Origin of the sequence: Enterobacter sp. KB-221C9 (assembly GCF_041320715.1) — a bacterium.
In the GTDB taxonomy this organism is placed as follows: Bacteria; Pseudomonadota; Gammaproteobacteria; order Enterobacterales; family Enterobacteriaceae; genus Enterobacter; species Enterobacter asburiae_D.
This window is the reverse complement of sequence record NZ_JBGIWG010000011.1, coordinates 148,717-173,005: the sequence shown is the minus strand read 5'-3', so window position 1 is coordinate 173,005 and position 24,289 is coordinate 148,717. Positions and strand designations below refer to the sequence as shown.

The 24,289-nt window shown below is 56.6% G+C and carries 29 protein-coding genes; 7 read left to right on the top strand and 22 right to left on the bottom strand.

Annotated features, from left to right (window positions below; genetic code table 11):
• The 9 genes from AB8846_RS17085 to fkpA all read right to left on the bottom strand — a co-directional run.
• On the bottom strand, nt 1–345 hold a 345-nt coding region (locus AB8846_RS17085), incomplete at its 3' end, for a GTP-binding protein (protein ID WP_047662877.1).
• Nucleotides 346–414: 69 nt separating this feature from the next.
• A complete protein-coding gene (gene fusA, locus AB8846_RS17080) occupies nt 415–2,529 on the bottom strand; it encodes an elongation factor G (protein WP_063144212.1) in 2,115 nt (704 codons plus the stop codon).
• 96 nt (nt 2,530–2,625) lie between these two features.
• Entirely contained in the window at nt 2,626–3,096 is a 471-nt protein-coding gene (gene rpsG, locus AB8846_RS17075; protein WP_004106370.1) for a 30S ribosomal protein S7, read from the bottom strand.
• 96 nt (nt 3,097–3,192) lie between these two features.
• Nucleotides 3,193–3,567: a 30S ribosomal protein S12 gene (rpsL, locus tag AB8846_RS17070; RefSeq protein ID WP_000246815.1), complete on the bottom strand. Its 375-nt coding sequence runs from the start codon at nt 3,565–3,567 to the stop codon at nt 3,193–3,195.
• Between the two features lie 124 nt (nt 3,568–3,691).
• Nucleotides 3,692–3,979: a sulfurtransferase complex subunit TusB gene (gene tusB / locus AB8846_RS17065; protein WP_054830114.1), complete on the bottom strand. Its 288-nt coding sequence runs from the start codon at nt 3,977–3,979 to the stop codon at nt 3,692–3,694.
• 7 nt (nt 3,980–3,986) lie between these two features.
• Nucleotides 3,987–4,346, bottom strand: coding sequence for a sulfurtransferase complex subunit TusC (gene tusC, locus AB8846_RS17060; RefSeq protein ID WP_370733231.1), 360 nt, complete (start codon nt 4,344–4,346; stop codon nt 3,987–3,989).
• On the bottom strand, nt 4,346–4,732 hold the full coding sequence (gene tusD / locus AB8846_RS17055; RefSeq protein WP_121426097.1) for a sulfurtransferase complex subunit TusD: 387 nt from the start codon (nt 4,730–4,732) through the stop codon (nt 4,346–4,348). Before tusD ends, tusC begins: the two co-directional genes overlap by 1 nt.
• A complete protein-coding gene (locus AB8846_RS17050) occupies nt 4,732–5,454 on the bottom strand; it encodes a transcriptional regulator (RefSeq protein ID WP_023333674.1) in 723 nt (240 codons plus the stop codon). The genes tusD and AB8846_RS17050 overlap by 1 nt, the downstream gene beginning before the upstream one ends.
• 166 nt (nt 5,455–5,620) lie before the next feature.
• Nucleotides 5,621–6,439 (bottom strand): FKBP-type peptidyl-prolyl cis-trans isomerase, encoded by an 819-nt coding sequence (gene fkpA, locus AB8846_RS17045; RefSeq protein ID WP_023309460.1) that lies wholly within the window; start codon nt 6,437–6,439, stop codon nt 5,621–5,623.
• Nucleotides 6,440–6,677: 238 nt separating this feature from the next.
• Here fkpA and AB8846_RS17040 point away from each other — a divergent pair, with 238 nt between their 5' ends.
• The gene (locus tag AB8846_RS17040; protein ID WP_370733240.1) at nt 6,678–6,896 is read left to right on the top strand and encodes a protein SlyX; all 219 of its coding nucleotides are present in this window, start codon (nt 6,678–6,680) and stop codon (nt 6,894–6,896) included.
• 197 nt (nt 6,897–7,093) lie between these two features.
• Here AB8846_RS17040 and slyD read toward each other — a convergent pair whose 3' ends face one another.
• From slyD to kefG, 4 genes are all read right to left on the bottom strand, one after another.
• On the bottom strand, nt 7,094–7,684 hold the full coding sequence (slyD, locus tag AB8846_RS17035) for a peptidylprolyl isomerase (protein ID WP_014885491.1): 591 nt from the start codon (nt 7,682–7,684) through the stop codon (nt 7,094–7,096).
• Between the two features lie 94 nt (nt 7,685–7,778).
• Nucleotides 7,779–7,979 carry a YheV family putative zinc ribbon protein gene (locus AB8846_RS17030; protein WP_010436300.1) on the bottom strand — a complete coding sequence of 67 codons (201 nt, stop codon included), beginning with the start codon at nt 7,977–7,979 and terminating at the stop codon, nt 7,779–7,781.
• Between the two features lie 13 nt (nt 7,980–7,992).
• Nucleotides 7,993–9,798 carry a glutathione-regulated potassium-efflux system protein KefB gene (gene kefB / locus AB8846_RS17025; RefSeq protein WP_063144217.1) on the bottom strand — a complete coding sequence of 602 codons (1,806 nt, stop codon included), beginning with the start codon at nt 9,796–9,798 and terminating at the stop codon, nt 7,993–7,995.
• The gene (gene kefG / locus AB8846_RS17020) at nt 9,798–10,352 is read right to left on the bottom strand and encodes a glutathione-regulated potassium-efflux system ancillary protein KefG (protein ID WP_021242220.1); all 555 of its coding nucleotides are present in this window, start codon (nt 10,350–10,352) and stop codon (nt 9,798–9,800) included. Before kefG ends, kefB begins: the two co-directional genes overlap by 1 nt.
• A 135-nt stretch (nt 10,353–10,487) precedes the next feature.
• Here kefG and AB8846_RS17015 point away from each other — a divergent pair, with 135 nt between their 5' ends.
• Both AB8846_RS17015 and AB8846_RS17010 read left to right on the top strand, forming a co-directional pair.
• On the top strand, nt 10,488–12,392 hold the full coding sequence (locus tag AB8846_RS17015) for an ABC transporter ATP-binding protein (RefSeq protein ID WP_370733230.1): 1,905 nt from the start codon (nt 10,488–10,490) through the stop codon (nt 12,390–12,392).
• A 15-nt stretch (nt 12,393–12,407) separates the two neighbouring features.
• Nucleotides 12,408–13,340: a LysR substrate-binding domain-containing protein gene (locus AB8846_RS17010; RefSeq protein WP_370733229.1), complete on the top strand. Its 933-nt coding sequence runs from the start codon at nt 12,408–12,410 to the stop codon at nt 13,338–13,340.
• A 63-nt stretch (nt 13,341–13,403) separates the two neighbouring features.
• Here AB8846_RS17010 and mdcH read toward each other — a convergent pair whose 3' ends face one another.
• The 8 genes from mdcH to mdcA all read right to left on the bottom strand — a co-directional run bounded on the left by mdcH (nt 13,404) and on the right by mdcA (nt 20,455).
• Nucleotides 13,404–14,300, bottom strand: a complete 897-nt coding sequence (gene mdcH / locus AB8846_RS17005) for a malonate decarboxylase subunit epsilon (RefSeq protein ID WP_370733228.1) — start codon at nt 14,298–14,300, stop codon at nt 13,404–13,406.
• Nucleotides 14,300–14,917, bottom strand: a complete 618-nt coding sequence (locus tag AB8846_RS17000) for a malonate decarboxylase holo-ACP synthase (RefSeq protein ID WP_370733227.1) — start codon at nt 14,915–14,917, stop codon at nt 14,300–14,302. The genes mdcH and AB8846_RS17000 overlap by 1 nt, the downstream gene beginning before the upstream one ends.
• A gap of 2 nt (nt 14,918–14,919) precedes the next feature.
• Complete coding sequence (locus tag AB8846_RS16995) at nt 14,920–15,879, bottom strand: AEC family transporter (RefSeq protein ID WP_370733226.1); 960 nt, start codon at nt 15,877–15,879, stop codon at nt 14,920–14,922.
• Between the two features lie 128 nt (nt 15,880–16,007).
• Nucleotides 16,008–16,808, bottom strand: coding sequence for a biotin-independent malonate decarboxylase subunit gamma (gene mdcE / locus AB8846_RS16990; RefSeq protein ID WP_370733239.1), 801 nt, complete (start codon nt 16,806–16,808; stop codon nt 16,008–16,010).
• A complete protein-coding gene (locus tag AB8846_RS16985; RefSeq protein WP_063144223.1) occupies nt 16,808–17,641 on the bottom strand; it encodes a biotin-independent malonate decarboxylase subunit beta in 834 nt (277 codons plus the stop codon). The genes mdcE and AB8846_RS16985 overlap by 1 nt, the downstream gene beginning before the upstream one ends.
• Nucleotides 17,634–17,933: a malonate decarboxylase acyl carrier protein gene (mdcC, locus tag AB8846_RS16980; RefSeq protein ID WP_014885504.1), complete on the bottom strand. Its 300-nt coding sequence runs from the start codon at nt 17,931–17,933 to the stop codon at nt 17,634–17,636. The genes AB8846_RS16985 and mdcC overlap by 8 nt, the downstream gene beginning before the upstream one ends.
• Nucleotides 17,934–17,942: 9 nt before the next feature.
• A complete protein-coding gene (locus AB8846_RS16975; protein ID WP_370733225.1) occupies nt 17,943–18,800 on the bottom strand; it encodes a triphosphoribosyl-dephospho-CoA synthase in 858 nt (285 codons plus the stop codon).
• Nucleotides 18,800–20,455 (bottom strand): malonate decarboxylase subunit alpha, encoded by a 1,656-nt coding sequence (mdcA, locus tag AB8846_RS16970; RefSeq protein ID WP_370733224.1) that lies wholly within the window; start codon nt 20,453–20,455, stop codon nt 18,800–18,802. The genes AB8846_RS16975 and mdcA overlap by 1 nt, the downstream gene beginning before the upstream one ends.
• A gap of 228 nt (nt 20,456–20,683) precedes the next feature.
• On the opposite strand from mdcA, the gene AB8846_RS16965 reads away from it, so the two are divergent.
• Genes AB8846_RS16965 through AB8846_RS16955 form a run of 3 tightly spaced genes read left to right on the top strand, consistent with a single transcriptional unit; the run spans nt 20,684 to nt 22,821 of the window.
• The gene (locus tag AB8846_RS16965; protein ID WP_370733223.1) at nt 20,684–21,706 is read left to right on the top strand and encodes a hydrolase; all 1,023 of its coding nucleotides are present in this window, start codon (nt 20,684–20,686) and stop codon (nt 21,704–21,706) included.
• Entirely contained in the window at nt 21,703–21,921 is a 219-nt protein-coding gene (locus AB8846_RS16960) for a YheU family protein (protein WP_063144226.1), read from the top strand. The genes AB8846_RS16965 and AB8846_RS16960 overlap by 4 nt, the downstream gene beginning before the upstream one ends.
• A 30-nt stretch (nt 21,922–21,951) precedes the next feature.
• Nucleotides 21,952–22,821, top strand: a complete 870-nt coding sequence (locus tag AB8846_RS16955) for a phosphoribulokinase (protein ID WP_023309465.1) — start codon at nt 21,952–21,954, stop codon at nt 22,819–22,821.
• 86 nt (nt 22,822–22,907) lie between these two features.
• Here the strand turns inward: AB8846_RS16955 and AB8846_RS16950 are convergent, their stop codons facing one another.
• Entirely contained in the window at nt 22,908–23,312 is a 405-nt protein-coding gene (locus AB8846_RS16950; protein WP_008503018.1) for an OsmC family protein, read from the bottom strand.
• A gap of 311 nt (nt 23,313–23,623) precedes the next feature.
• Here AB8846_RS16950 and crp point away from each other — a divergent pair, with 311 nt between their 5' ends.
• Nucleotides 23,624–24,256 (top strand): cAMP-activated global transcriptional regulator CRP, encoded by a 633-nt coding sequence (crp, locus tag AB8846_RS16945; RefSeq protein ID WP_000242758.1) that lies wholly within the window; start codon nt 23,624–23,626, stop codon nt 24,254–24,256.
• Nucleotides 24,257–24,289 lie beyond the last annotated feature (33 nt).

Here is a 24,289-nt window from a genome sequence, read left to right as displayed (position 1 = left end):
CTGAGGCATTGGGCCGTCAGTCGCAGCAACAACCAGGATCGCGCCGTCCATCTGCGCAGCACCGGTGATCATGTTTTTAACATAGTCGGCGTGGCCTGGGCAGTCTACGTGTGCGTAGTGGCGAGTCGGGGTGTCATATTCAACGTGGGAAGTGTTGATGGTGATACCACGAGCTTTTTCTTCTGGTGCGTTATCGATCTGGTCGAATGCACGAGCAGAACCACCGTAGGTTTTAGCCAGAACGGTAGTGATTGCAGCAGTCAGGGTAGTTTTACCATGGTCAACGTGGCCGATAGTACCAACGTTGACGTGCGGTTTTGTACGTTCAAATTTTTCTTTAGACACGGCTATATTCCTTACTATAGTGCTCTCCCCTGTGGAGAGAGCACGGGACTTAGGTTTTAATCCTGTGGATTACTTACCACGGGCTTCAATAACGGCCTGAGCAACGTTGTTAGGCGCATCATCATACTTCAGGAATTCCATGGTGTATGATGCACGACCTTTGGTCAGAGAACGCAGCTGAGTTGCATATCCGAACATTTCAGACAGCGGAACTTCAGCGTGGATCTTAACGCCAGTTACTTCGGATTCCTGACCACGCAGCATACCGCGACGACGGCTCAAGTCACCGATAACGTCACCGGTGTTCTCTTCAGGAGTTTCTACTTCAACCTTCATGATCGGCTCAAGCAGAACTGGTTTTGCTTTCTTAAAGCCTTCTTTAAAGGCAATAGACGCAGCCAGTTTAAACGCCAGTTCAGAGGAGTCAACGTCGTGGTAAGAACCGAAGTGCAGACGAACACCCATGTCAACAACCGGATAGCCAGCCAGAGGGCCCGCTTTCAGCTGTTCCTGGATGCCTTTATCAACGGCTGGGATGTATTCGCCAGGAATTACACCACCTTTGATGTCGTTGATGAACTCGTAACCTTTCGGGTTAGAGCCCGGCTCCAGTGGGTACATGTCGATCACAACGTGACCGTACTGACCGCGACCACCAGACTGCTTAGCGTGTTTACCTTCAACATCGGTAACTTTCGCGCGAATCGCTTCGCGGTAAGCAACCTGAGGTTTACCCACGTTCGCTTCAACGTTGAATTCACGCTTCATACGGTCAACGATGATGTCCAGGTGCAGTTCACCCATACCAGCGATGATGGTCTGGTTAGATTCTTCATCAGTCCATACGCGGAATGATGGGTCTTCTTTCGCCAGACGGCCCAGAGCCAGACCCATTTTTTCCTGGTCAGCTTTGGTTTTTGGTTCAACTGCGATGGAGATTACCGGCTCAGGGAATTCCATACGCTCCAGAATGATCGGGTGATCTGGGTCACACAGGGTGTCACCAGTGGTCACGTCTTTCAGACCGATAGCTGCAGCGATGTCGCCCGCACGAACTTCTTTGATCTCTTCACGTTTGTTAGCGTGCATCTGTACGATACGGCCAAAACGTTCACGCGCCGTTTTCACGGAGTTCAGGATGGTGTCACCGGAGTTAACCACACCAGAGTAAACGCGGAAGAAGGTCAGGTTACCCACGAATGGGTCGGTAGCAATTTTGAACGCCAGTGCTGAGAATGGCTCTTCGTCGCTTGCGTGACGCTCAGCTGGAGTATCTTTACCGTCGTCCAGGATGCCGTTGATCGCAGGAACGTCAACAGGGGATGGCAGGTAGTCAACTACCGCATCCAGCATTGCCTGAACACCTTTGTTCTTGAATGCAGAACCACAGGTTACCAGGATGATTTCGTTGTTCAGAACGCGCTGACGCAGAGCTTTTTTGATCTCTTCTTCAGTCAGTTCTTCACCACCCAGGTATTTCTCCATCAGCTCTTCAGAAGCTTCAGCAGCGGATTCGATCAGGTTCTGGTGCCATTCGTCAGCCAGGTCCTGCATCTCAGCCGGGATATCTTCGTATTCGAAGGTAACGCCCTGGTCTGCATCGTTCCAGTTGATGGCTTTCATTTTCACCAGGTCGATAACGCCGGTGAAGCCTTCTTCAGCACCAATTGCCAGCTGCAGCGGAACAGGGTTCGCGCCCAGACGGGATTTGATCTGACCAACAACTTTCAGGAAGTTAGCACCCATACGGTCCATTTTGTTAACGAACGCGATGCGTGGAACTTTATATTTGTTCGCCTGACGCCATACGGTCTCAGACTGTGGCTGAACACCACCAACTGCGCAATAAACCATTACCGCGCCGTCAAGAACACGCATGGAACGTTCTACTTCGATGGTGAAGTCAACGTGCCCCGGGGTGTCGATGATGTTTACGCGATGCGGTTCGTACTGCTTAGCCATACCTGACCAGAATGCAGTAGTCGCTGCGGAGGTGATAGTAATACCACGCTCCTGCTCCTGTTCCATCCAGTCCATGGTGGCTGCGCCGTCATGAACTTCACCGATTTTATGGTTTACACCGGTGTAGAACAGAATACGTTCGGTAGTAGTGGTTTTACCGGCGTCGATGTGCGCACTGATACCGATGTTACGGTAGCGTGCGATGGGTGTTGTACGAGCCATTTGATTCCTCGTTTATATCTTTAGGCGTTCAGTTAAGTTACCCAGAGCGGGCGGCTTCTCTGAAGCGCCCGCCTGGTGACTAATACTCCGAAGGGATTACCAACGGTAGTGTGCGAACGCCTTGTTGGCTTCTGCCATACGGTGAACGTCTTCACGTTTCTTAACTGCAGTACCTTTGTTGTCTGCAGCATCAGAAAGTTCGTTCGCCAGACGCAGAGCCATGGATTTATCACCGCGTTTACGAGCAGCTTCAACGATCCAACGCATTGCCAGAGCATTACGACGAACCGGACGAACTTCAACTGGAACCTGATAAGTAGAACCACCAACGCGGCGGGACTTAACTTCTACAGTTGGGCGAACGTTGTCGAGAGCGACTTCGAAAGCTTCCAGTTCATTTTTACCAGAACGCTGAGCCAGGGTCTCAAGCGCGCTGTATACGATTGCTTCTGCAGTAGATTTTTTACCATCTACCATCAGGATATTTACAAATTTTGCCAGCAGTTCTGATCCGAATTTCGGATCTGGAAGGATTTTACGCTGACCAATGACGCGACGACGTGGCATGGGAATACTCCGTTGTTAATTCAGGATTGTCCAAAACTCAAAGAGTTTAGTTTGACATTAAGATAAATCAGTTTGGCCTTACTTAACGGAGAACCATTAAGCCTTAGGACGCTTCACGCCGTACTTGGAGCGAGCCTGCTTACGGTCTTTAACACCTGAGCAGTCGAGCGCACCACGAACGGTGTGGTAACGAACACCCGGAAGGTCTTTAACACGACCGCCACGGATCAGGATCACGGAGTGTTCCTGCAGGTTGTGACCTTCACCACCGATGTAGGAAGTCACTTCGAAACCGTTAGTCAAACGCACACGGCATACTTTACGCAGTGCGGAGTTTGGTTTTTTAGGAGTGGTGGTATATACACGAGTACATACGCCACGTTTCTGCGGGCAGGCTTCCAGCGCAGGCACGTTGCTCTTTGCAACTTTGCGTGCGCGTGGTTTGCGTACCAGCTGGTTAACTGTTGCCATTAAATAGCTCCTGGTTTTAGCTTTTGCTTCGTAAACACGTAATAAATCGACCTCATACAATATGAGGACGCGAAATTTTAGGGCTACGTCGAAAAGGTGTCAAGAAATATACAGCGATCTCAGATCACCAGTTCATTTGACTGGCGTGCGTCACAGTAAGATTGACGAAATCAGTATAGCCAACCACGTCAATTTTGGCTGAAATTTGACCAGAAAGACCCCGCGCATCCAGATCGTCTTTCAGCGCAGAGACTGTTATGGGGGCATTTGTAAGAATTTCAACGAAACGACTGCCTTCCAGTGCGGCAAGCACGCCATCCTGAATCAGCAGCAGGTCATCACCTTCGCGCAGCATACTCAGTAACGCGTCGGTATCACATTGCCATGGTGAATGGCTCAGAGTATGGAGCATGACGGCCTCAGAAAGTCAGAATAGTGTCGTAGTGGGAAAGGTGTTCACGCAATGCAGCAGAAGACAGGACTGTCGCATCCAGCACGAAAGGCGTTGCCTCGTTTAAACCACGCGCGGCCAAAGAGTCAGCACAAACATAGAAGGTTTCGATATCGTAAAGCGGTAACACTTTGAACGTCGCGATGTAATCACGCGCCAGAATGGCCTGAGGCTGTTGCCCCGCCAGAAGCTGAAATACGCCGTCGCCCAAAAAGAAGACACCGATATCTTCGGTCAGCGCGGAAGTCGCAAGTAACGCATCCAGCCCTTCGCGACCAGAAGCGCTGCCGTGCGGCGCAGACGTAAAAACAAATGCTACGCGCTTCATCAGAATTGCACCACTCTGTCGCAGGTTAATGCCGCCTGTGCCAGTGCACCCAGACCACTCAACGAAAAACCGGGCTGCAGGTTAGAACCCGATAAACCAAGACGCGCGGCTTCGGTTGCATCGGTCACGCCGCGGCGCAGTGCCGCCGCCACGCAGATGTGCAGTTCTACGCCCTGCTTTTCGTTTAATGCCTGCCAGCCGCGCACCAGATCGAACTCGTCGCTCGCCGGTGACGTAAACTGATTCGCGTTATACACCCCTTCCCGATAGAAGAAGACGCTCGCCAGCTCATGCCCGGCCGCCAGTAGCGCATGCGCAAACTGCAGCGCGCTGCTGGCCTGCTGAGTACCGTACGCCGGGCCTGTCACCATTAACGCAAAACGCATTACTTGTCTTGTCCCAGGAAATCGCCGCTTTTGAACTGGCGAATATAGAGGTAGACCGTGTGCTTGGAGATGTTCAGACGATCGGCCACCTGGTTGATGGCGTCTTTAATATCAAAAATCCCTTTCTCATAGAGATTGAGCACGATCTGACGATTCTTGGCGTTGTTCGAGACGTTGCGATCGGCATTCACCTCTTCAATCGTAAACTCAAGCGTCTGCGTCACCAGATCTTCAACGGAGGAGGCAAAGTTAACAGAAGAGCCAACGTCCGGCGTTTCTGGTGGAATAAAGGTGCTCATGATCTGCGAGAAAGGCACATCAAGGTTCATGTTGATGCACAGCAGCCCAATAACACGATGGTCGCGGTTTCGAATCGCGATGGTTTCTGATTTCATCAGCACGCCGCTTTTGGCGCGGGTGAAATAGCATTTGGAGACGCTGCTGTCCGCGCCGGTCATGTCATGCAACATACGCAATGCAAGGTCGGTAATTGGCGAACCAATTTTACGGCCAGTATGCTCACCATTCGCAATGCGGATGGCGGAACACTTCAGATCTTGCAGGGAGTGCAATACGATTTCGCAGTGGGAGCCAATGAGCATCGCTAACCCGTCCACTACCGCTTCATAGGATTTCAGAATATCGAAGTCGGTCTGATCGAAAGGACGTTGATCCAGCAAATCAAGTTCACTGGTTTCGTTGGTTAAAAGCGACCTGGACATGAAAAAAACACTCCTTTTCAGGAGCCTGTCGTTAGGTTTTCAGGGCAGGCTCATTATCTACACGGACAACTAAATTAATACAGCGTGCCTAACGCTTTCCAGTGTTAATTATATCTGCCCCACAATAAAAAACCGCCGCCTTAAAGGCGGCGGTTTTTTTTCAGCATTACTTCTTAGCAGCAGCGGCTTTATCGTCAGCCGGCGCGTCTGCCTTGGCATCCGCTTTCGGTGCCGGTTTGATGTCCAGCAGCTCTACGTCAAAGACCAGCGTAGAGTTCGCAGGGATACCCGGAACACCGGTTTTGCCGTAGGCCAGATCCGGTGGGATAACCATCTTGATCTTGCCGCCTTTCTTGATGTTTTTCAGGCCTTCAGTCCAGCCAGGGATCACACCATCCAGACGGAAAGAGAGCGGCTCACCGCGGGTGTAAGAGTTATCGAACTCTTTACCGTCGATCAGCGTACCTTTGTAGTTCACAACAACGGTGTCGCTGTCTTTAGGCGCATCGCCGGTGCCTTCTTTCTCAACTTTGTATACCAGGCCAGTAGAAGAGGTTTTTACACCCTTCTCTTTAGCAAAGGTATCGCGGTAGGCTTTGCCTTTCGCTTCGTTGTCTTTAGCGTCCGCGTCCATCTTAGTCTGCGCGGCACCCTTCACGCGCGCTTCGAACGCCTGCAGAGTCTGTTCAATTTCCTGGTCAGACAGCTTGCTCTTATCTGCAAATGCGTCCTGAACGCCCGCGATCAGCTGAGCTTTATCCAGTTTGATGCCCAGTTTCTCTTGTTCTTTCAGAGAGTTTTCCATGTAACGACCCAGAGATGCGCCCAGTGCGTAGGCGGATTTCTGGTCGTCATTTTTGAACGCCGCTTTGCTGTCTGCAGTAGCAGCAGGCTTCGCAGCAGTATCAGCAGCGAATGACAGCGGCGCGTTCAGCGCAACAGCCATCGTCGTCGCCAGCAGCGTTACTTTAAACAGTGATTTCATCCATATCTCCAGGGCCTGGGGACTCTCACCCCAGCGTTAAACGTAAATGAGTGACGTACTATAAAACGTTGCAGAAGAAATCTACAGACAGACACGTCCAATTCTCGCCACTTTTCAGACTATTTTTGTTTAAATAAGTTTCCTGCCAAGGGGATGCGAACTGTACTTAAAGATAAACTCAGTTAAACTGCGCCGCCGCTGGGCCATTATGGCAAATCTGAAACAAACGAGGTGAATGATGAAGGATACAACGATAGAAGCGAGAATGGCTGAGCTGGAAAGCCGCCTGGCTTTTCAGGACATCACCATCGAAGAGCTAAACCAGACCGTGACCGCACATGAGCTCGAAATGGCAAAACTGCGGGATCTGCTGCGTCTGCTCACTGAAAAAGTGAAGGCCACACAGGCATCACATATCGCCTCTCAATCTGAAGAGACGCCACCACCTCATTACTGAGGCGTAAAAAAAGCGGGATTATCCCGCTTTTTTTGTGCCCGGTGGCGCGAAGCTTACCGGGCCTACATACCAAATACCCTATGGATTTCGAGTCGCAGGAAGGCGGCAAGCTTGAAAATCCCCGGGAGCATAGATAACTATGTGACCGGGGTTTGAAAGCGCAGCCAACGCACCTGCGGCTTGAAAGACGACGGGTATTAGTGGCAGCCGCAGCCGCCGTTACCGCAACCACCTTTACCGTGGTCGTGACCATGGTCGTGATCGTGGCCGTGTCCACCGCAGCAGCCATCGTGGCCGTGATCGTGGTCATGGTCGTGACCGTGCGCACCGTGAACGTGGCCATGAGCCAGCTCTTCTTCGGTCGCTTCACGGATCGCAACAACTTCTACGTTGAACTTCAGGTTCTGGCCAGCCAGCATGTGGTTACCGTCAACCACGACGTGGTCATCTTCCACTTCGGTGATTTCAACAGGAACAGGACCCTGGTCAGTTTCAGCCAGGAAGCGCATGCCAACCTGCAGCTCGTCAACGCCCATGAACACGTCTTTAGGGACGCGCTGAACCAGGTTGTCGTCATACTGACCGTAAGCGTCGTTCGCGCCTACAGCAACGTCAAATTTGTCGCCAACTTCATGACCTTCCAGCGCGGTTTCCAGGCCAGAAATCAGGGAGCCGTGACCATGCAGGTAGTCAAGCGGCGCACTCACCGGAGACTCATCAACCAACACACCGTCTTCTGTACGTACCTGATAGGCCAGGCTGACCACCAGGTCTTTTGCTACTTTCATGATATCTCCTGAGCGTGGGAAAATTGCTGGCGCAGATTGTAGCGGAAATCTGCACCCGTGTACCCTTTAGCTTAAAAAAACTCAGGGCATATCGCTAGTCCGGATGAAAAATCCCGATAACTTGCTCTTCTTTGCGAACGTGATCGCGGGCCTCTTTATCGGCCTCACGCATCTGGTGACCGCACTTAACACACTCAACAACATCAATATTATTTTCCCGCCACATCGCCAGGGTATCTTGCGCCTGGCAGGTCGGGCATTTTGCACCCGCAATAAAGCGTTTACGTACAGCCATCTTTCGTTACCCTTTATTCAAATTCATCCCAGCCATCAAGCTGGCGTCGTTCCTGCTGCATCTCTCGCTGGAAGATCTCCTCCAGCTCGCGACGCGCTTCCCGCACGCGGGAGATCTGCTCAGTATCAGTATGTACCGGCATCAGCTCGCGCAACATTTGCATATCCAGCCGTCGGAAATGCATCTGGGCGCGCTGCGCCTGATGCGGATGCATGCCGAGCGAGATCAGCGCCTTACGGCCCAGCTCCAGCGCACTGGAGAACGTCTCACGGGAGAAGTGTTTCACACCCGCCTGCAACAATTCGTGAGCTTCAACACGTCCCCGCGCACGCGCCAGAATATGCAGATGCGGGAAATGCTGCTGGCACAGCTCCACCAGCTTCATCGTGTCTTCCGGATCGTTACAGGTAATCACGATGGACTCTGCCGCTTCGGCCCCCGCCGAGCGCAGCAGCTCGAGCTGGGTCGCGTCGCCGTAGTAAACCTTATAGCCATATTTGCGCATCAGGTTGACCGCGCTGATATCGCGCTCCAGTACCGTAATGCGCATTTTGTTCGCCATCAGCAAACGCCCGATAACCTGTCCGAAACGGCCAAATCCCACCACAATCACCTGCGGCTTGTCGTCTTCCACCCACGGCGCTTCGTCTTCGTCGTCAGTTGGGTTCAGGCGGCGCGACAGCAGTTTATCCACCAGCTTCATCAGCAGCGGCGTGGTCATCATAGACAGCGTGACCGTCACCAGCAAAAGCGCCATCTGATCGTCTTTAAACAGCTTCTGGGAGGATGCGGTCGAGAACAGCACAAACGCGAACTCGCCCCCCTGGCTTAACACGCTGGCAAACTGCATGCGTTCCGAACTCCGCAAACCGTAGATGCGTGACATGACGTACAGCACCAGCATCTTCACCGCCACCAGGATGGCGACGCTCACTATCACCCACAGCAGATGGGTATAGAGCACGCCAAGGTTGAGCGCCATCCCCACCGAGATAAAGAACAGACCTAACAGCAGCCCCTTGAAAGGATCGATGGCAATTTCCAGCTCGTGACGATACTCGCTCTCCGCCAGCAGCACCCCGGCGATAAAGGTCCCGAGCGCCATCGACAGCCCCAGCGCGTCCATAAATAACGCCGATCCCAGCACCAGCAGCAGCGTCGCGGCGGTAAACACCTCGCGAACGCCCGACGCGGCAATAAAGCGGAACACGGGACGTAACAGGAAACGACCGCCAATCAGCATGCCCGCGAAGGCCAGCACCTTCATGGCGATTTTAGCCCAGTCGAAGTGATCGTCCCCGGATCCCGCCAGCAGCGGTACCAGCGCCAGCGCTGGGATCACCGCCAAATCCTGGAACAGCAGCACCGAAAAGCCCAGCTGACCGGCTTCGTTGCGATTCATCCCTTTATCGCGCATCAGCTGCAGCGCCATCGCCGTCGACGACATCGCAAGGCCTATCCCGCCAATCACCGCCGCCTGCCATGAAAAGTGGGTCAGCATTAACAGGCCGCCCAGGATCGCGGCGCTGAACAACACCTGCGCGGCGCCCACACCAAAGATAGAGCGTCGGAGTTGCCACAATTTCGAGGGATTCAGCTCCAGGCCGATGATGAACATCAGGAACACCACGCCCAGCTCGGAGAAATGGAGAATCTCATCTACATCGCTGATGAATCCCAGTCCCCAGGGACCAATCGCGATCCCCGCCAGCAGATACCCCAGCACCGCACCGATACCAATGCGTGCAGCAAGCGGCACCGCGACGACGGCCGCAAATAAAAACAGCACCCCGGCGAGGAGTAAATTCGATCCTTCCATTAACGACCTCCTGCCGGAATCGGTGACGCCAGCCATTCACCGTAGGCTCTGGCGTGGCTTGCCAGCTCTTTCGGATCCTGTCGCCGCGCCCAGTAGACAATAATCGGGCTCATCCAGTGCATACGGCACATCGCTGCCGTCAGCTCGAAAGGCCGCAGGATGTCGCTCATCGGATAACGGTTCAGCCCGTCGTGACGGTAAGCGCTTTCGGGTTCACCGGTCGTAATCACACTACGCCAGTACTTTCCCGCCAGCTGGTTTCCCCCCACCCCGCTGGAAAAGCCCCGGCTCAGCACGCGGTCCAGCCACTCTTTGAGCAGCGCCGGACAGCTATAGGTATAAAGCGGATGCTGGAACACAATCACGTCATGCTGACGCAGCAGCTCCTGCTCGTAAGGGATATCAATAAAGAAATCAGGATAGTGCGCGTAGAGATCGTGCACCGTCACGTTGCTGAGCTGTGTGGCCGGCTTAAGCAGCACCCGGTTTGCCACCGAGTCCTGAGATTCCGGATGGGCATACAGCAGCAGCACTTTTGCTGTCTGAGACATCATTCCCCTCCCGGTCTTGTTTCTGTTTTTGTGTATCGTCGTTGTTTTGGGCTACCATGGCGGCCCGGTGCGGAAAATGGCGCACACCTTACATTATCATAATGACAAATTAACATAGTCGGAACATACGGCGCTTCTATGATTGTTTTCTCCTCGTTACAAATTCGTCGCGGCGTGCGCGTCCTGCTGGATAACGCCACTGCTACCATCAACCCAGGCCAAAAAGTGGGCCTGGTCGGCAAAAACGGCTGCGGTAAATCCACCCTGCTGGCGCTGCTGAAAAACGAGATTAGCGCGGATGGCGGTAACTTTACCTTCCCGGGGAACTGGCAGCTCGCCTGGGTAAACCAGGAGACGCCGGCGCTGAGCGAACCGGCACTCGACTATGTTATCGACGGCGATCGTGAATACCGTAAGCTCGAGGCGGAACTCAACGCCGCGAACGAGCGCAACGACGGTCACGCCATCGCCACCGTTCACGGCAAGCTGGACGCTATCGACGCGTGGACCATTCGCTCCCGCGCCTCCAGCCTGCTGCACGGCCTGGGCTTCAGCAATGAACAGCTGGAACGCCCGGTCAGCGACTTCTCCGGCGGCTGGCGTATGCGTCTCAACCTGGCGCAGGCGCTGATCTGCCGCTCTGACCTGCTGCTGCTCGATGAACCGACCAACCACCTCGATCTCGATGCGGTTATTTGGCTGGAGAAGTGGCTCAAGAGCTATCAGGGCACTCTGATTCTGATCTCCCACGACCGCGACTTCCTCGACCCGGTAGTGGATAAAATCATTCATATCGAACAGCAAACGATGTTCGAGTACACCGGCAACTACAGCTCCTTCGAGCGCCAGCGCGCGACGCGCCTTGCCCAGCAGCAGTCCATGTACGAAAGCCAGCAGCAGCGCGTGGCGCACCTGCAGAGCTTCGTGGATCGCTTTAAGGCTAAAGCGTCAAAAGCGAAGCAGGCCCAGAGCCGCATCAAGATGCTGGAGCGCATGGAGATGATTGCCCCGGCGCACGTGGATAACCCGTTCCACTTCAGCTTCCGCGAGCCGGAAAGTCTGCCGAACCCGCTGCTGAAGATGGAGAAGGTTAGCGCGGGCTATGCCGACCGCATTATTCTCGATTCCATCAAGCTCAACCTGGTGCCGGGTTCGCGCATTGGCCTGCTGGGGCGTAACGGCGCCGGTAAATCGACGCTGATCAAACTGCTGGCGGGCGAACTTAACCCGGTCAGCGGTGAAATCGGCCTGGCGAAGGGCATCAAGCTGGGCTACTTCGCCCAGCATCAGCTGGAATTTTTACGCGCGGATGAATCGCCGATTCAGCACCTCGCGCGTCTGGCGCCGCAGGAGATGGAGCAGAAGCTGCGCGACTATCTCGGCGGCTTCGGCTTCCAGGGCGATAAGGTGACTGAAAACACCGAGCGTTTCTCCGGCGGCGAAAAGGCCCGTCTGGTGCTGGCGCTGATCGTCTGGCAGCGTCCGAACCTGCTGCTGCTCGATGAACCGACCAACCACCTGGATCTCGACATGCGCCAGGCGCTAACCGAAGCGCTGATTGAGTTCGAAGGCGCGCTGGTAGTGGTCTCGCACGACCGTCACCTGATCCGCTCCACCACGGACGATCTCTATTTAGTGCACGGCGGCAAAGTCGAACCGTTCGACGGCGATCTGGAAGACTACCAGCAGTGGCTGACGGACGTGCAGAAGCAGGAAAACCAGCCGGAAGAGTCAGCAAAAGACAACGCCAACAGCGCGCAGGCGCGTAAAGACCAGAAGCGTCGTGAAGCAGAGCTTCGCACCCAGACGCAGCCGCTGCGTAAAGAGATTACCCGTCTCGAAAAAGAGATGGAAAAGCTCAACGCCACGCTGGCTATCGTTGAAGAGAAGCTCGGCGACAGCGGTCTGTATGACCAGAGCCGCAAGGCTGAGCTGACGGACTGCCTGCAAACGCAGGCGAAGACCAAATCCAGCCTCGAAGAGTGCGAAATGGCGTGGCTGGACGCGCAGGAACAGCTGGAAGCGATGCTGCAGGCTGAATAACACGCCGGGAGGGTTATGAGTTTCGATATCACGAGCGAGATTACGTTCCGCAAGCTCAGCATCTTCATGACGTTTATGGAGAAAGGGAATATCGCGCGTACCGCCGAAACTCTGGGCCTGAGCGGCGTCAGCGTGCACCGCGCGCTACACACCCTGGAAGAGAACGTGCGCTGCCCGCTCTTTACCCATAAGGGCCGCAACCTGATTGCCCTGCCTTCCGCCTGGACGCTGCTGGAGTATTGCCAGGAAGTGATGCAGGTGATGGAGCGCGGGCTGGAAGAGTCGCGCAAAGTCGCTGGAATCGGCCAGGGGCGGCTGCGCGTGGGCACGCTCTACTCCCTGACGCTGGAAACCGTGCCGCGCCTGATTATGGGCATGAAGCTGCGCCGTCCGGATCTGGAGATGGATCTGACGATGGGCTCTAACGAAACCCTGCTCCACATGCTGGACGAAGGTTCGCTGGACGCAATCCTCATCTCTATTTCAGAAAGCGATATCGACCGTAACAGCCTCGAAGTGCTGCCCCTCTTCCATGACGACATTTTCCTCGCCGCACCCGCCTCCGCCACGCTGAACACCAGCGGGCCTGCGGATCTGCGTGATTACAAAGATCAGAAGTTTGTCGCCCTTGCCGAAGGATTCGCTACCTACGCCGGGTTTCAGGAGGCGTTCCATATCGCCGGATTCGAACCGGTGATTGTGACCCGCGTAAATGACATTTTCTCAATGCTGAGCCTGGTGCAGGCGGGCGTAGGTTTTACGCTGATGCCGGGCAGGATGAAGAAGGTCTACGAGAATTCGGTGCAGCTGTTGAAGCTGGCGGAGCCGTACCAGATGCAGCAGCTGATCGCGATTGTCTTTGCCCGTAACCGCGAGCAGGACCCGAGCCTGCGGGCATTAGCCGCCGAGGGGCGGATGTATGCGCGCAGTTTGCAGGAAAGTGTGTGATACAAAACAAGACAACCGAACCCGTAGGCCCGGTAAGGCGCAGCCGCCACCAGGCAAAAAAACTCACGCACGAAGCCGCTTCGCCAGATGCACCGCCACGTCCACCCCGCTGCGCTCCAGCGAAAGGGTCTCTCCTTCCCAGGCAGCCTGCCGCGTCAGGCAGGTCAGTACGCCGCCGGGCGGCATTTCAATCGCCAGTCGGGCTTCGCGTTCGTTAGCGGAAATCACCGCTTCCTGCCAGCGCACGGTTCGCGCCATGTTCATCGCCAGATCGTCAGCGATTTTTTCCGGCTGCCAGAGCACGCGGCCGGTACTGCCGCTCAGGTACGCGCAGCGTGGACGAGCCAGCGTGACGGACTCAAACGCCGCCGCCAGCTTTTTCGCCGGTTCCGCCAGCAGTTCGCAGTGGGACGGCACGCTTACCGCCAGCCGTTTGGCCTTGCTCGCCCCTTTTGCCAGCGCGCGTGCCGCCACCTGCGCCATCCCGTCATCGCTTCCGGCAATCACGATCTGCGTTTCAGCGTTCAGGTTGGCAATATAGGCTCCGGTGCCTTCAATCAGCGTTTCCACCTGCGGCAGGGTTAAGCCCATGATTGCCGTCAGGCCGTAGCCGTGCGGGTACGCCTGCTCCATCAGGTCACCACGCAGCGCCACCAGCCTCAGCGCGTCCGAAAAGTCCAGCGCGCCCGCGATAACCGCCGCCGGATAAGCGCCGATGGACAGCCCGCTGACGATATCCGGCGACACGCCGCGACGCTCCAGCTCGCGCGCCCAGGCCACGCCTGAAATCAGCAGACACAGCTGAACCGCACGGGTGTGAGCGAGTGAGGCTGCACTATCCAGCGTATCAACTTCGCTGCCCAGTACCTCGCGTGCCTGAGCAAGCGTCGTTCCCGGCAAATTTTGCAGCATGCCTTCATGCTGCGTGCCCTGTCCCGGAAAGGTAAACAGTATTTTCATCACTCCTCCCTGCGCCACGGATCCGCTACCAGGCGCGGTCCGCGGCGGGTTTTCAGCAGCGTTTTTCCGTCGCGTAACCACTCCGCCAGCGCAAAGCCCCCTTCGGGCGTATCGACCTGCGTATCCGCCCGGCACAATGCGCGGCTGAGCTGCGACTGCCATGCGGTAAAAGCATCAGGGGGAATCGGCTCAGGGGCGCGGATCAGCAGGTCAAGATCGCTGTCGGCGTGTATCACCGGAATTCCGGTCGCCAGCGCATAGCCGGTGCTGCCGGTAATGCCCCACGTCCACGGCCACGCCTGCTGCGCAAGCTGCAGCGCCACCTGAACCGGCGGCTGGGTGACAAACGGCGAGCGCAGCAGATCGGCGGTGGCGCACAGGTCTTCCGGTGATACCACGCGTCGAACGTTTTCCGACTTCACCCACCCTGCCGCCCGCTGGTCGCGGCGCAATCCACGCACGCCAACGGGAATGCGGCCTTCACTATCAACATCACGTCGCACCACCACCGGCAGGCCGGTATGCCATGCCGCCTCCACCCAGGATTCGGTGATGCCTTCCAGCGCGTCGCGCGCGGTAAGCCAGATGAGGTCGTGCGGGCGTAATGTTGGGGTCATGATTACATTCCTGTAGTCAGCGAGATAAACAGCGGCAGCGACAGGATACACAGTACGGAGCTTAACAGCAGCACGGCTTCAGCATCCGGCGACTGCACGCCAAAGCGGTTACCGAACACCACGCCGAAGAAGCCCGCAGAAAGCGCAATCATCAGGATAGCGGTAATCGCCACGGAGCCATGCAGACCGAAGATCAGCACAATACCCCAGGCAATCGCAGGCTGAATCAGCAGCTTGGCGATGGTGGAGGTGATCACCATGGTGTTGATCTGCAGCTTACGGGCAGAGAGGATCACCCCGGTCAGGAACAGCGCCGCAGCGGTGGCGGACAGCCCCAGCGGTTTAATCGCCGCCAGAACCAGATCCGGCATTTTGATTCCGATGGCGGACAAAATCACACCCAGCAGCGGGCCCATCACGATCGGTTTTTTAATGGAACGCCACATCAGCACCGGCAGCATGGAGAGCGTTGAGCCGGAGCTATTGCCCTCAGCGCGCGCTTTTTCACGCTCCAGGATCAGCAGGCAGAACGGTGTCATCAGCACTGAGCCGCAGGCGATAGAGACCGCGACGGACAGAGACGTGGAAGAACCTTCCCCCAGCACGCTGCCCAGAATCGGCAGGCCCAGCGCTGCGTAGTTCGGCAGTGCGACCGTCAGGGTCAGCACGGCCGCATCCTGCGGGGATTTCTTAAAGACTTTAGTCGCGAGGAAGTAGATGGCCGCATAGGTGATCCACATCGCCAGAGTAAGCACCAGAATCAGCGGCGACTGCGCCACGATGCCGGTCCACGGCGTTTGCACGGTGGCGCTAAACAGCGCGGCAGGCAGTGCAAAATCCATCACGAAGATATTGAGCAGGGAAACGTTTTTGTTATCGACCATCTTTGCCTTACCGGCCCAGAATCCCAGCAGCATGATGACGAAAATCGGTGCAAGAGCATGAACAATTACGTAAGTCATAAATCACCTGTAGTAAAAAAAGTTTTAGCACTGGTGCGATGTTTATTATTTTTCAGGATGCAGGCTCCCACGCGGGCGCAGCGGACGCGCTCGCGGGGGTTTGCATCTCTGGCAGGTCTTTTTTTTACTTACCAGCTGGCTCGCATACGTTCGCGTACGAGCGCCGAGCTGCGGCGGTTGTCAGCACCCAGACGGTTTTTAAGCGTCGCGTCCTGACGAGCATCGCTGATGGCCTGTTGCAGCGTGGTTTTCACCTGAGCCAGATCGTTATCGGACGGGGCATCCGGGTTGCTGATGTCCAGCAGGCTGGAGAGCAGCCCCAGCGTGGCGTAGTTGCTGATGTCGTAAGCCATTGGCGGAATGGTCGCCGCCAGCTTTTCCAGCGCTTCGACGGTACGCAGCGTGATGCGCGCGGCGGACTCTTTACCCATCGCGTGGATCAGCACGCCTTTGTCGTTAAAGGCGATCAGACGGTTGGCCTGGTAGCCGTGCGCCAGGAACGCGCCGGACATCGCCTTGCCGACGATAAGCCCAATCACCGGGTGACCGGCCAGACGCGCGTTAGCATATGCGGCAGCGGCGCCCGCCAGCGCCTGGTGAATACCAAACGCCTCCTCGCGACGGCCATAGGCCTGGCTTGGGACGTCGATCACCGCCACAATCGGGCGCTTCACGGCTTTATCGGCATCCGCCGCGACGGTTTCGCTGACCACCTTCGCCAGCGTCCAGCCTTCCAGCAGGCCGACTTCACCCTGCGCCGCGCGCGGGAAATGGTTGTTGGCATCCGGCACTACGGCAACAAAACGCACCGCTTCGCCGTTCAGCTCGCCGTCTGCCGCCTGCACGGACGGGCACAGCCCTTCGATACGTTTGGCGTTCGGGGCGAGGGTTTCCAGCCAGAGTTCGCCACGGCTTTTTGAATTACTCATCATTTCACCTCCCGGGCAAAAAGCGCGTTAATCTGTTCGGCATCGGCCTGCTTGCGGGTGTCGAAATGGGTCAGACGGTTCAGGTAATCGTCGTAGTTATCGGTGCGATGTTTCGCCGGTACGCCTTTGGCAATCGCGTCGTTCATCGCCGCTTTCACCGCGTTTACGCCGTCGCCCACCAGCGCGTCCACCAGACCGCTTTGATAGCGCACTTCACCGCCGGTCATGCTCCAGATAAACGGACGGTCGCGGGAGTCGTACTCTTCAATGCCCGCTTCCTGCTCGATAACCTGCGGGCCGTTGAGGCCGAGACGCGCTTCGCGGGTCACAATCAGGTAGCTGCACAGCGCTGCCGCAATGGACATCCCGCCGAAACAGCCCACGGTCCCGGCTACAATCCCGATGACGGGCGTGTAGCGACGCAGGTCTACAATCGCCGCGTGGATATCGGCAATCGCCGCCAGGCCGAGGTTAGCTTCCTGCAGACGCACGCCGCCGGTTTCGAGGCACAGCACGGCCTGAGTCGGAATGCCGTTGCGGTTATCTTCCGCCGCCAGCTCCAGCGCTGCCGCCATTTTGGCGCCGGACACTTCGCCCATGCTGCCGCCCTGGAACGCGCCTTCAATCGCGACCACGACCGCAGGCTGACCGTTGATGGTGCCTTTCGCCACCACCATGCCGTCATCGGCCTGCGGGACAATGCCCTGTGGCCCAAGCCACGGAGAGATAATGCCTTCAAACGGATCCAGCAGTTCGCGGTAGCTGCCCTCGTCGAGCAGGGCCTGCGCGCGCTGGCGCGCTTTTAGTTCGATAAAGCTGCTGTCATCACGCATGGCTCACCCCCTCAAAAACCTGTTCGATACGAATGCGGGCCACGCCCGGCGTCGCGCCGAAATCATGAATGGTCAGTTTTCCTGCCGGCAGGCTGCTGACCGTTTGCAGGCGGTTGAACAGCGCCTCCCAGCGGCCACGGCTGTTGTCGACTGAGGTGGTGATATCAATGGTTAGCGTCTGGCCCGGTTCGGCGGTGAAGAGCACCTCCATATCCCCGGAGCCGACGACGCCCGCCAGCGCCCTGCCGCTTAACGCGCGGCTGGCTGGCACGGTCAATGTAATTTTTTCCATAACATCCTCTTAATGCTTTGAATAAGGCGATTCGACGCGGTCAAGAAACAGCGTGGCGGCAAGCAGGTCGGCGGCGCCGCCCGGTGACGCGTTAAGCGCCAGCATCTGACGGTCCAGGTTCGCCAGCGCCTGCTGGCCCGCAGCCGTTGCACAGCCTCCCGCATTCAGTACCGCACGGGCACCGTGCTGCATGGCGTCCAGCCCCTCCATTCCGGCGCGCGACAGCACGCAGGTATCGGTGAGCGACGTCATGATGGCCATCAGCGCGTCGAGCCTGGCCTGCGCCTCACTGCTGCCGTTCAGACGGCTGAGGCGAAGCTGCGGCAATGCGCGCTGCATAACGTGCGGGAACGCCTGCTGCGCCTCTTCGCGCGCGCCCGGCACGCGGTAGCGGTGCGTGGCGCGCAGGCCTTTGCTGAACACCTTCGGTGCCGCATCGTCCTGGAGTTTCGCCAGCTGAGCGGCGGTATTCGCGACGACCTGCGCAGTTGCATCCCCGCCCAGCATCGCCACCGCGCTCACCAGCAATCCCAGCGCCCAGATCGCGCCACGATGGGTATTCACCCCGTCGGTGGCCGCCATCATCTGCTGCTCGCCTTCGCGGCCAAGACGGCCAACGGTTTGCCGAAGCGCAATATCTGCCGGACGCAGCCAGCTCTGCTGCGCCAGCGCCTGAAACGTGGGGGTCAGGCTGCGCGCGGAGCGCTCCATCAGCGCAAGGGATAAATCGTGGTGCGCGCCGTTCCCCCGACTGTCCACCAGACCGGGTTTCGGGCTTAAACGTGCTTCGTCAATCAGACACTGCGTGGCGGTTCGCGCCAGCCATTCGGCACCGCCTTCAACCTGAATCTGGGGCAGAAGTTTCATTACCAGCTCCGGAATTTCGCAGGTGGGATATACAGACCGCCGGACCACTCCACGAGGTCAGACACGCTGCCCGCAGCCAGCAGAGAGCGGGTGGCGTCGGTGCGGCGGATCCCCATATCTTCCGGGTACACCACCTTGCCGCTCTGGCGCAGTTCCGCCACGCGTTTGGCGTCAACGCCCAGACCGATGTCGGTTATACCGGCGACGGCGGCAACCATGGCACGACGCTCTTCCAGATCTTTGGCGCGATAGAGGTAGGCAATCCCCTCTTCCGTCAGCACGTGCGTCACGTCATCGCCGTAAATCATCACCGGTGCCAGCGGCATGCCGGAGGCTTTCGCCACGTCAACGGCATCGAGTTTTTCCACGAAGGTTGGCTTCACGCCCGCCTGGAAGGTTTCGACCATCTGCACGACGAGTTTTTTACCGCGCTGCATCGGGTCAGGCTCGGTGATCATGTTCAGCCAGGCCGGGGTAGCGTGACGACGACCGTGCGGGTCATGGCCCATGTTTGGCGCACCGCCGAAGCCGGAAAGACGACCGCGCGTCACGGTTGAGGAGTTGGCGTAACCGTCAACCTGCAGCGTAGAGCCGATGAACATATCCACCGCGTACTGACCGGCCAGCTGGCAGAAGGCGCGGTTGGAACGCATGGAGCCGTCGGCACCGGTAAAGAACACGTCCGGACGGGCGCGGATGTACTCTTCCATCCCCAGCTCGCCGCCGAAGCAGTGCACGCTTTCCACCCAGCCGCTTTCGATGGCGGGGATCAGCGTCGGATGCGGGTTCAGCGTCCAGTGCTTACAAATTTTGCCCTTCAGGCCGAGCTGTTCGCCGTAGGTAGGCAGCAGCAGCTCAATCGCCGCGGTGTTAAAGCCGATACCGTGGTTCAGGGACTGAACCTGGTGCTCCGCGTAGATGCCTTTGATGGCCATCATCGCCATCAGAATATGTTCCTGCTTAATGAGGCGCGGGTCGCGGGTGAACAGCGGTTCAATAAAGAACGGCTTGTCCGCAACGACCACGTAGTCGATCCAGGAGCCCGGAATATCCACGCGCGGCAGCTCGCACTCGTCGTCCACCAGCTCGTTCACCTGCGCGATGACGATGCCGTCGTGGAACGCGGCGGCTTCCACCAGCGCCGGGGTATCTTCGGTGCTCGCCCCGGTGTAGAGGTTGCCTTTGCGGTCGGCTTTAAAACCGGCAATCAGCGCTACGTTGGGCGAAAGGTCGACGTAGAGGCGTGAGTAAAGTTCGATGTAGGTGTGAATCGCACCGATTTCGAGCTGACCGTCTTCCAGCAGCTGCGAAATACGCAGGCTTTGCGTCCCGGAGAAGGAGAAGTCCAGCTTGCGGGCGATGCCTTTCTCGAAGATGTCCAGATGCTCGCTGCGGCCGACGCTCGGCATGATCATATGCAGGTCGTGGACAATTTGCGGGTTCACTTCGGCGAGCGAGCGGGAAAGGAAATCCGCCTGCTTCTGGTTGTTACCTTCCAGAACGACCTTGTCGCCAGGCGCGATTAATTTTTCCAGCATGGCGACAAGATCGCCGGTTGGCAGTACCTTGCCCTGCACCGGTACGGAGGCCAGACGACGCGCTTTTTCGCTGCGTCGCGTGTTCCATTGCCGGGTGGGTGTTTGCCCAGATAACATTATTAACCTCCTGATTCAGCTAATCATTTTGATTTGCTTAACGTTGAGTAAAGTGTGCGCTCTGGTGAGAAAGGCATCAATTAAGCGTAGAGCGGAATCATTAGCCTGAGAGTAATAATCAAGGTAAAGATTTGTGATCGGGATCAGTTCATGTTTCGGAAAACCAGGCTAAACGGGGTACAATTCGGAAAGTACCGTTAATTTCTGACAAGAATCAGCATCGCCCTTATGACCCAAATCATTCCATCAGACTTCGACATTGCGGCCGAAGACAGCACTGAGTTCGTGCCCATGCGCGGCGTGGCTAACCCCCACCTGCAGACCATGCTGCCGCGACTGATCCGCCGCAAGGTTCAGTTCACCCCGCACTGGCAACGGCTTGACCTGCCAGACGGTGATTTTCTGGATCTCGCCTGGAGCGAAGCGCCGGAACAGGCACGCCATAAGCCGCGTCTGGTGGTCTTTCACGGTCTGGAAGGCAGCCTGCACAGCCCGTATGCGCATGGATTAATTGAGGCGGCAAAAGCGCGCGGATGGCTCGGCGTGGTGATGCATTTTCGCGGCTGCAGCGGCGAACCGAATCGTCAGAAACGCATTTATCACTCGGGTGAAACCGAAGACGGAACGTGGTTTTTACACTGGCTGCGGGACAACTTTGGCACCGTGCCAACCGCCGCGGTGGGCTACTCGCTGGGCGGAAATATGCTGGCCTGTCTGCTGGCCAAAGAGGGCGAAAGCGTACCGCTGGATGCCGCCGTCATTGTCTCCGCACCGTTTATGCTGGAGCAGTGCAGCTACCACATGGATAAAGGCTTTTCCCGCGTCTATCAGCGTTACCTGCTCAACCTGCTGAAGGCCAACGCGGCGCGTAAGCTGAAGGCCTACCCGGATACCCTGCCGGTAAGCCTGCGCCAGCTGAAAAAGGTGCGCCGTATTCGCGAGTTCGACGACCTGATCACCGCGAAAATCCACGGCTTCGCCGATGCGATTGACTATTATCGTCAGTGCAGCGCCATGCCGCTGCTCAGCAAGATCACGCAGCCGACGCTGATTATTCATGCCAAAGATGACCCGTTTATGGATCATCACTCGATCCCCGCTCAGGAATTCCTGCCCGACAACGTTCACTATCAGCTGACGGAGCACGGCGGCCACGTCGGGTTTATCGGCGGCACGCTGCGCCGCCCGAAAATGTGGCTTGAGACGCGAATCCCTGACTGGCTAACCCCTTATCTGGACGGTGCAAAATGATTATTCCCTGGCAGGATCTGGCTCCCGAAACGCTCGATAATCTGATTGAAAGCTTTGTATTACGCGAAGGCACCGATTATGGTGAACAGGAACGCTCGCTTGAGCAAAAGGTCAACGATGTAAAGCGCCAGCTGAAAAGCGGCGACGTGCTGCTGGTGTGGTCAGAACTGCATGAGACGGTCAATATCATGCCCCGCAACGCGTTTCACGGCTGATCTTCCACCCTTTTCAGTCAGGGAGTTGCTATGTCTGCCAGACATCCGGTTATTGCCGTTACGGGGTCGAGTGGTGCGGGAACCACCACCACCAGCCTCGCATTTCGCAAGATTTTCGCCCAGCTGAATCTTCGTGCGGCGGAGGTCGAAGGCGACAGCTTTCACCGCTACACGCGCCCGGAGATGGACATGGCCATCCGTAAGGCGCGCGATTCGGGTAAACACATCAGCTACTTCGGCCCGGAAGCCAATGACTTCGGCCTGCTGGAACAAACCTTTATAGAGTACGGTAAGAGCGGCAAAGGGCAGTCCCGCAAGTATCTGCATACCTATGATGAAGCCGTTCCCTGGAATCAGGTGCCGGGAACCTTTACCCCGTGGCAACCGCTGCCGGAACCTACCGACGTCCTGTTTTACGAAGGACTGCACGGCGGCGTGGTCACCCCTCAACACGACGTGGCGCGCCACGTGGATCTGCTGGTCGGCGTGGTCCCTATCGTTAACCTGGAGTGGATCCAGAAGCTGACGCGTGACATGAGCGAGCGCGGCCATTCTCGTGAAGCGGTGATGGACTCAGTGGTCCGCTCCATGGAGGATTACATTAACTTCCTGACGCCGCAGTTCTCCCGCACCCATATCAACTTCCAGCGCGTGCCGACGGTGGACACCTCCAACCCGTTTGCCGCCAAAAGTATCCCGTCGCTGGATGAAAGCTTTGTGGTGATCCACTTCCGCAATCTCGAAGGCATTGATTACCCCTGGCTGCTGGCGATGCTGCAGGGCTCGTTTATTTCGCACATGAATACATTGGTGGTGCCGGGCGGAAAAATGGGGCTGGCGATGGAGCTCATCATGACGCCGCTGGTGGAGAGACTGATGGAAGGGAAGCAGATAGCGTGAGTTGTTTTGCCCGGTGGCGCTGCGCTTACCGGGCCTACGGTCGTGCTTTTGTAGGGCGGGTCAGCGAAGCGCCACCCGCCAAAAGATTAGGCCTCGATCACTTCATACGAATGAGTGATTTTTACCGCTTTCTCCAGCATTAACGCCACCGAGCAGTACTTCTCCGCAGACAGGTCCACCGCACGCGAGACCGCCGCGTCTTTCAGCTCTTTACCGGTGACCACAAAGTGCAGGTTAATATGGGTGAACAGGCGTGGCGCCTCTTCGCGACGTTCTGACGTGAGTTTAACCTCACAATCCGTCACGTCATGGCGACCTTTTTGCAGAATCGACACCACGTCAATTGCGCTGCATCCACCTGCCGCCATCAGCACCATTTCCATTGGGCTTGGCGCTTTATCGCCGGAGTTACCATCCATCAAAATCTGGTGTCCTGACGCGGACTCGCCCAGGAACGTTAAACCTTCAACCCATTTCACGCGCGCTTGCATATTCTTAAACTCCAACGTTGCATTTTTGGTGACAGATTACGCGTGCGTTACATTTCTCGCAATGGAAGGCGACCTGCATCATGCTGAAGCGAGACACCAGGAGACACGCGGCGAAAGCTATGCTAAAACACTCTGGATGCTACAGTAATACATTGACGTTACACATGTATGCAGAGGACATCAAACTTTACTGGCTGCGAAACGTTACGGTAGCCGACTTCCCAGGGTATGGGTAAGAATTCGATTGCAACCCCAGAGTCCGGATGCATCTGATGACTCTGGTGACAGCTTATAACAGAGGATAACAGCGCATGGTGCTTGGCAAACCGCAAACAGACCCGACTCTCGAATGGTTCTTGTCTCATTGCCACATTCATAAGTACCCATCAAAGAGCACGCTGATTCACCAGGGTGAAAAAGCGGAAACGTTGTATTACATCGTTAAAGGCTCGGTGGCAGTGCTGATCAAAGATGAAGAAGGGAAAGAGATGATCCTTTCTTATCTGAACCAGGGCGATTTCATCGGTGAACTGGGCCTGTTTGAAGAGGGCCAGGAACGTAGCGCCTGGGTTCGTGCAAAGACAGCATGTGAAGTGGCTGAAATTTCTTACAAGAAGTTCCGTCAGCTGATTCAGGTTAACCCTGACATCCTGATGCGTCTTTCTTCCCAGATGGCGCGCCGTCTGCAGGTCACGTCAGAGAAAGTGGGTAACCTCGCCTTCCTGGACGTTACCGGTCGTATCGCACAAACCCTGTTAAACCTGGCGAAACAGCCAGACGCCATGACCCACCCGGACGGCATGCAAATTAAAATTACCCGTCAGGAAATTGGTCAGATCGTCGGTTGCTCCCGTGAAACAGTGGGCCGTATCCTGAAAATGCTGGAAGATCAAAACCTGATCTCCGCCCACGGTAAAACCATCGTGGTTTACGGAACGCGTTAATTCCGCTTAAACGGCGTGCCATCGCAAGGTGTC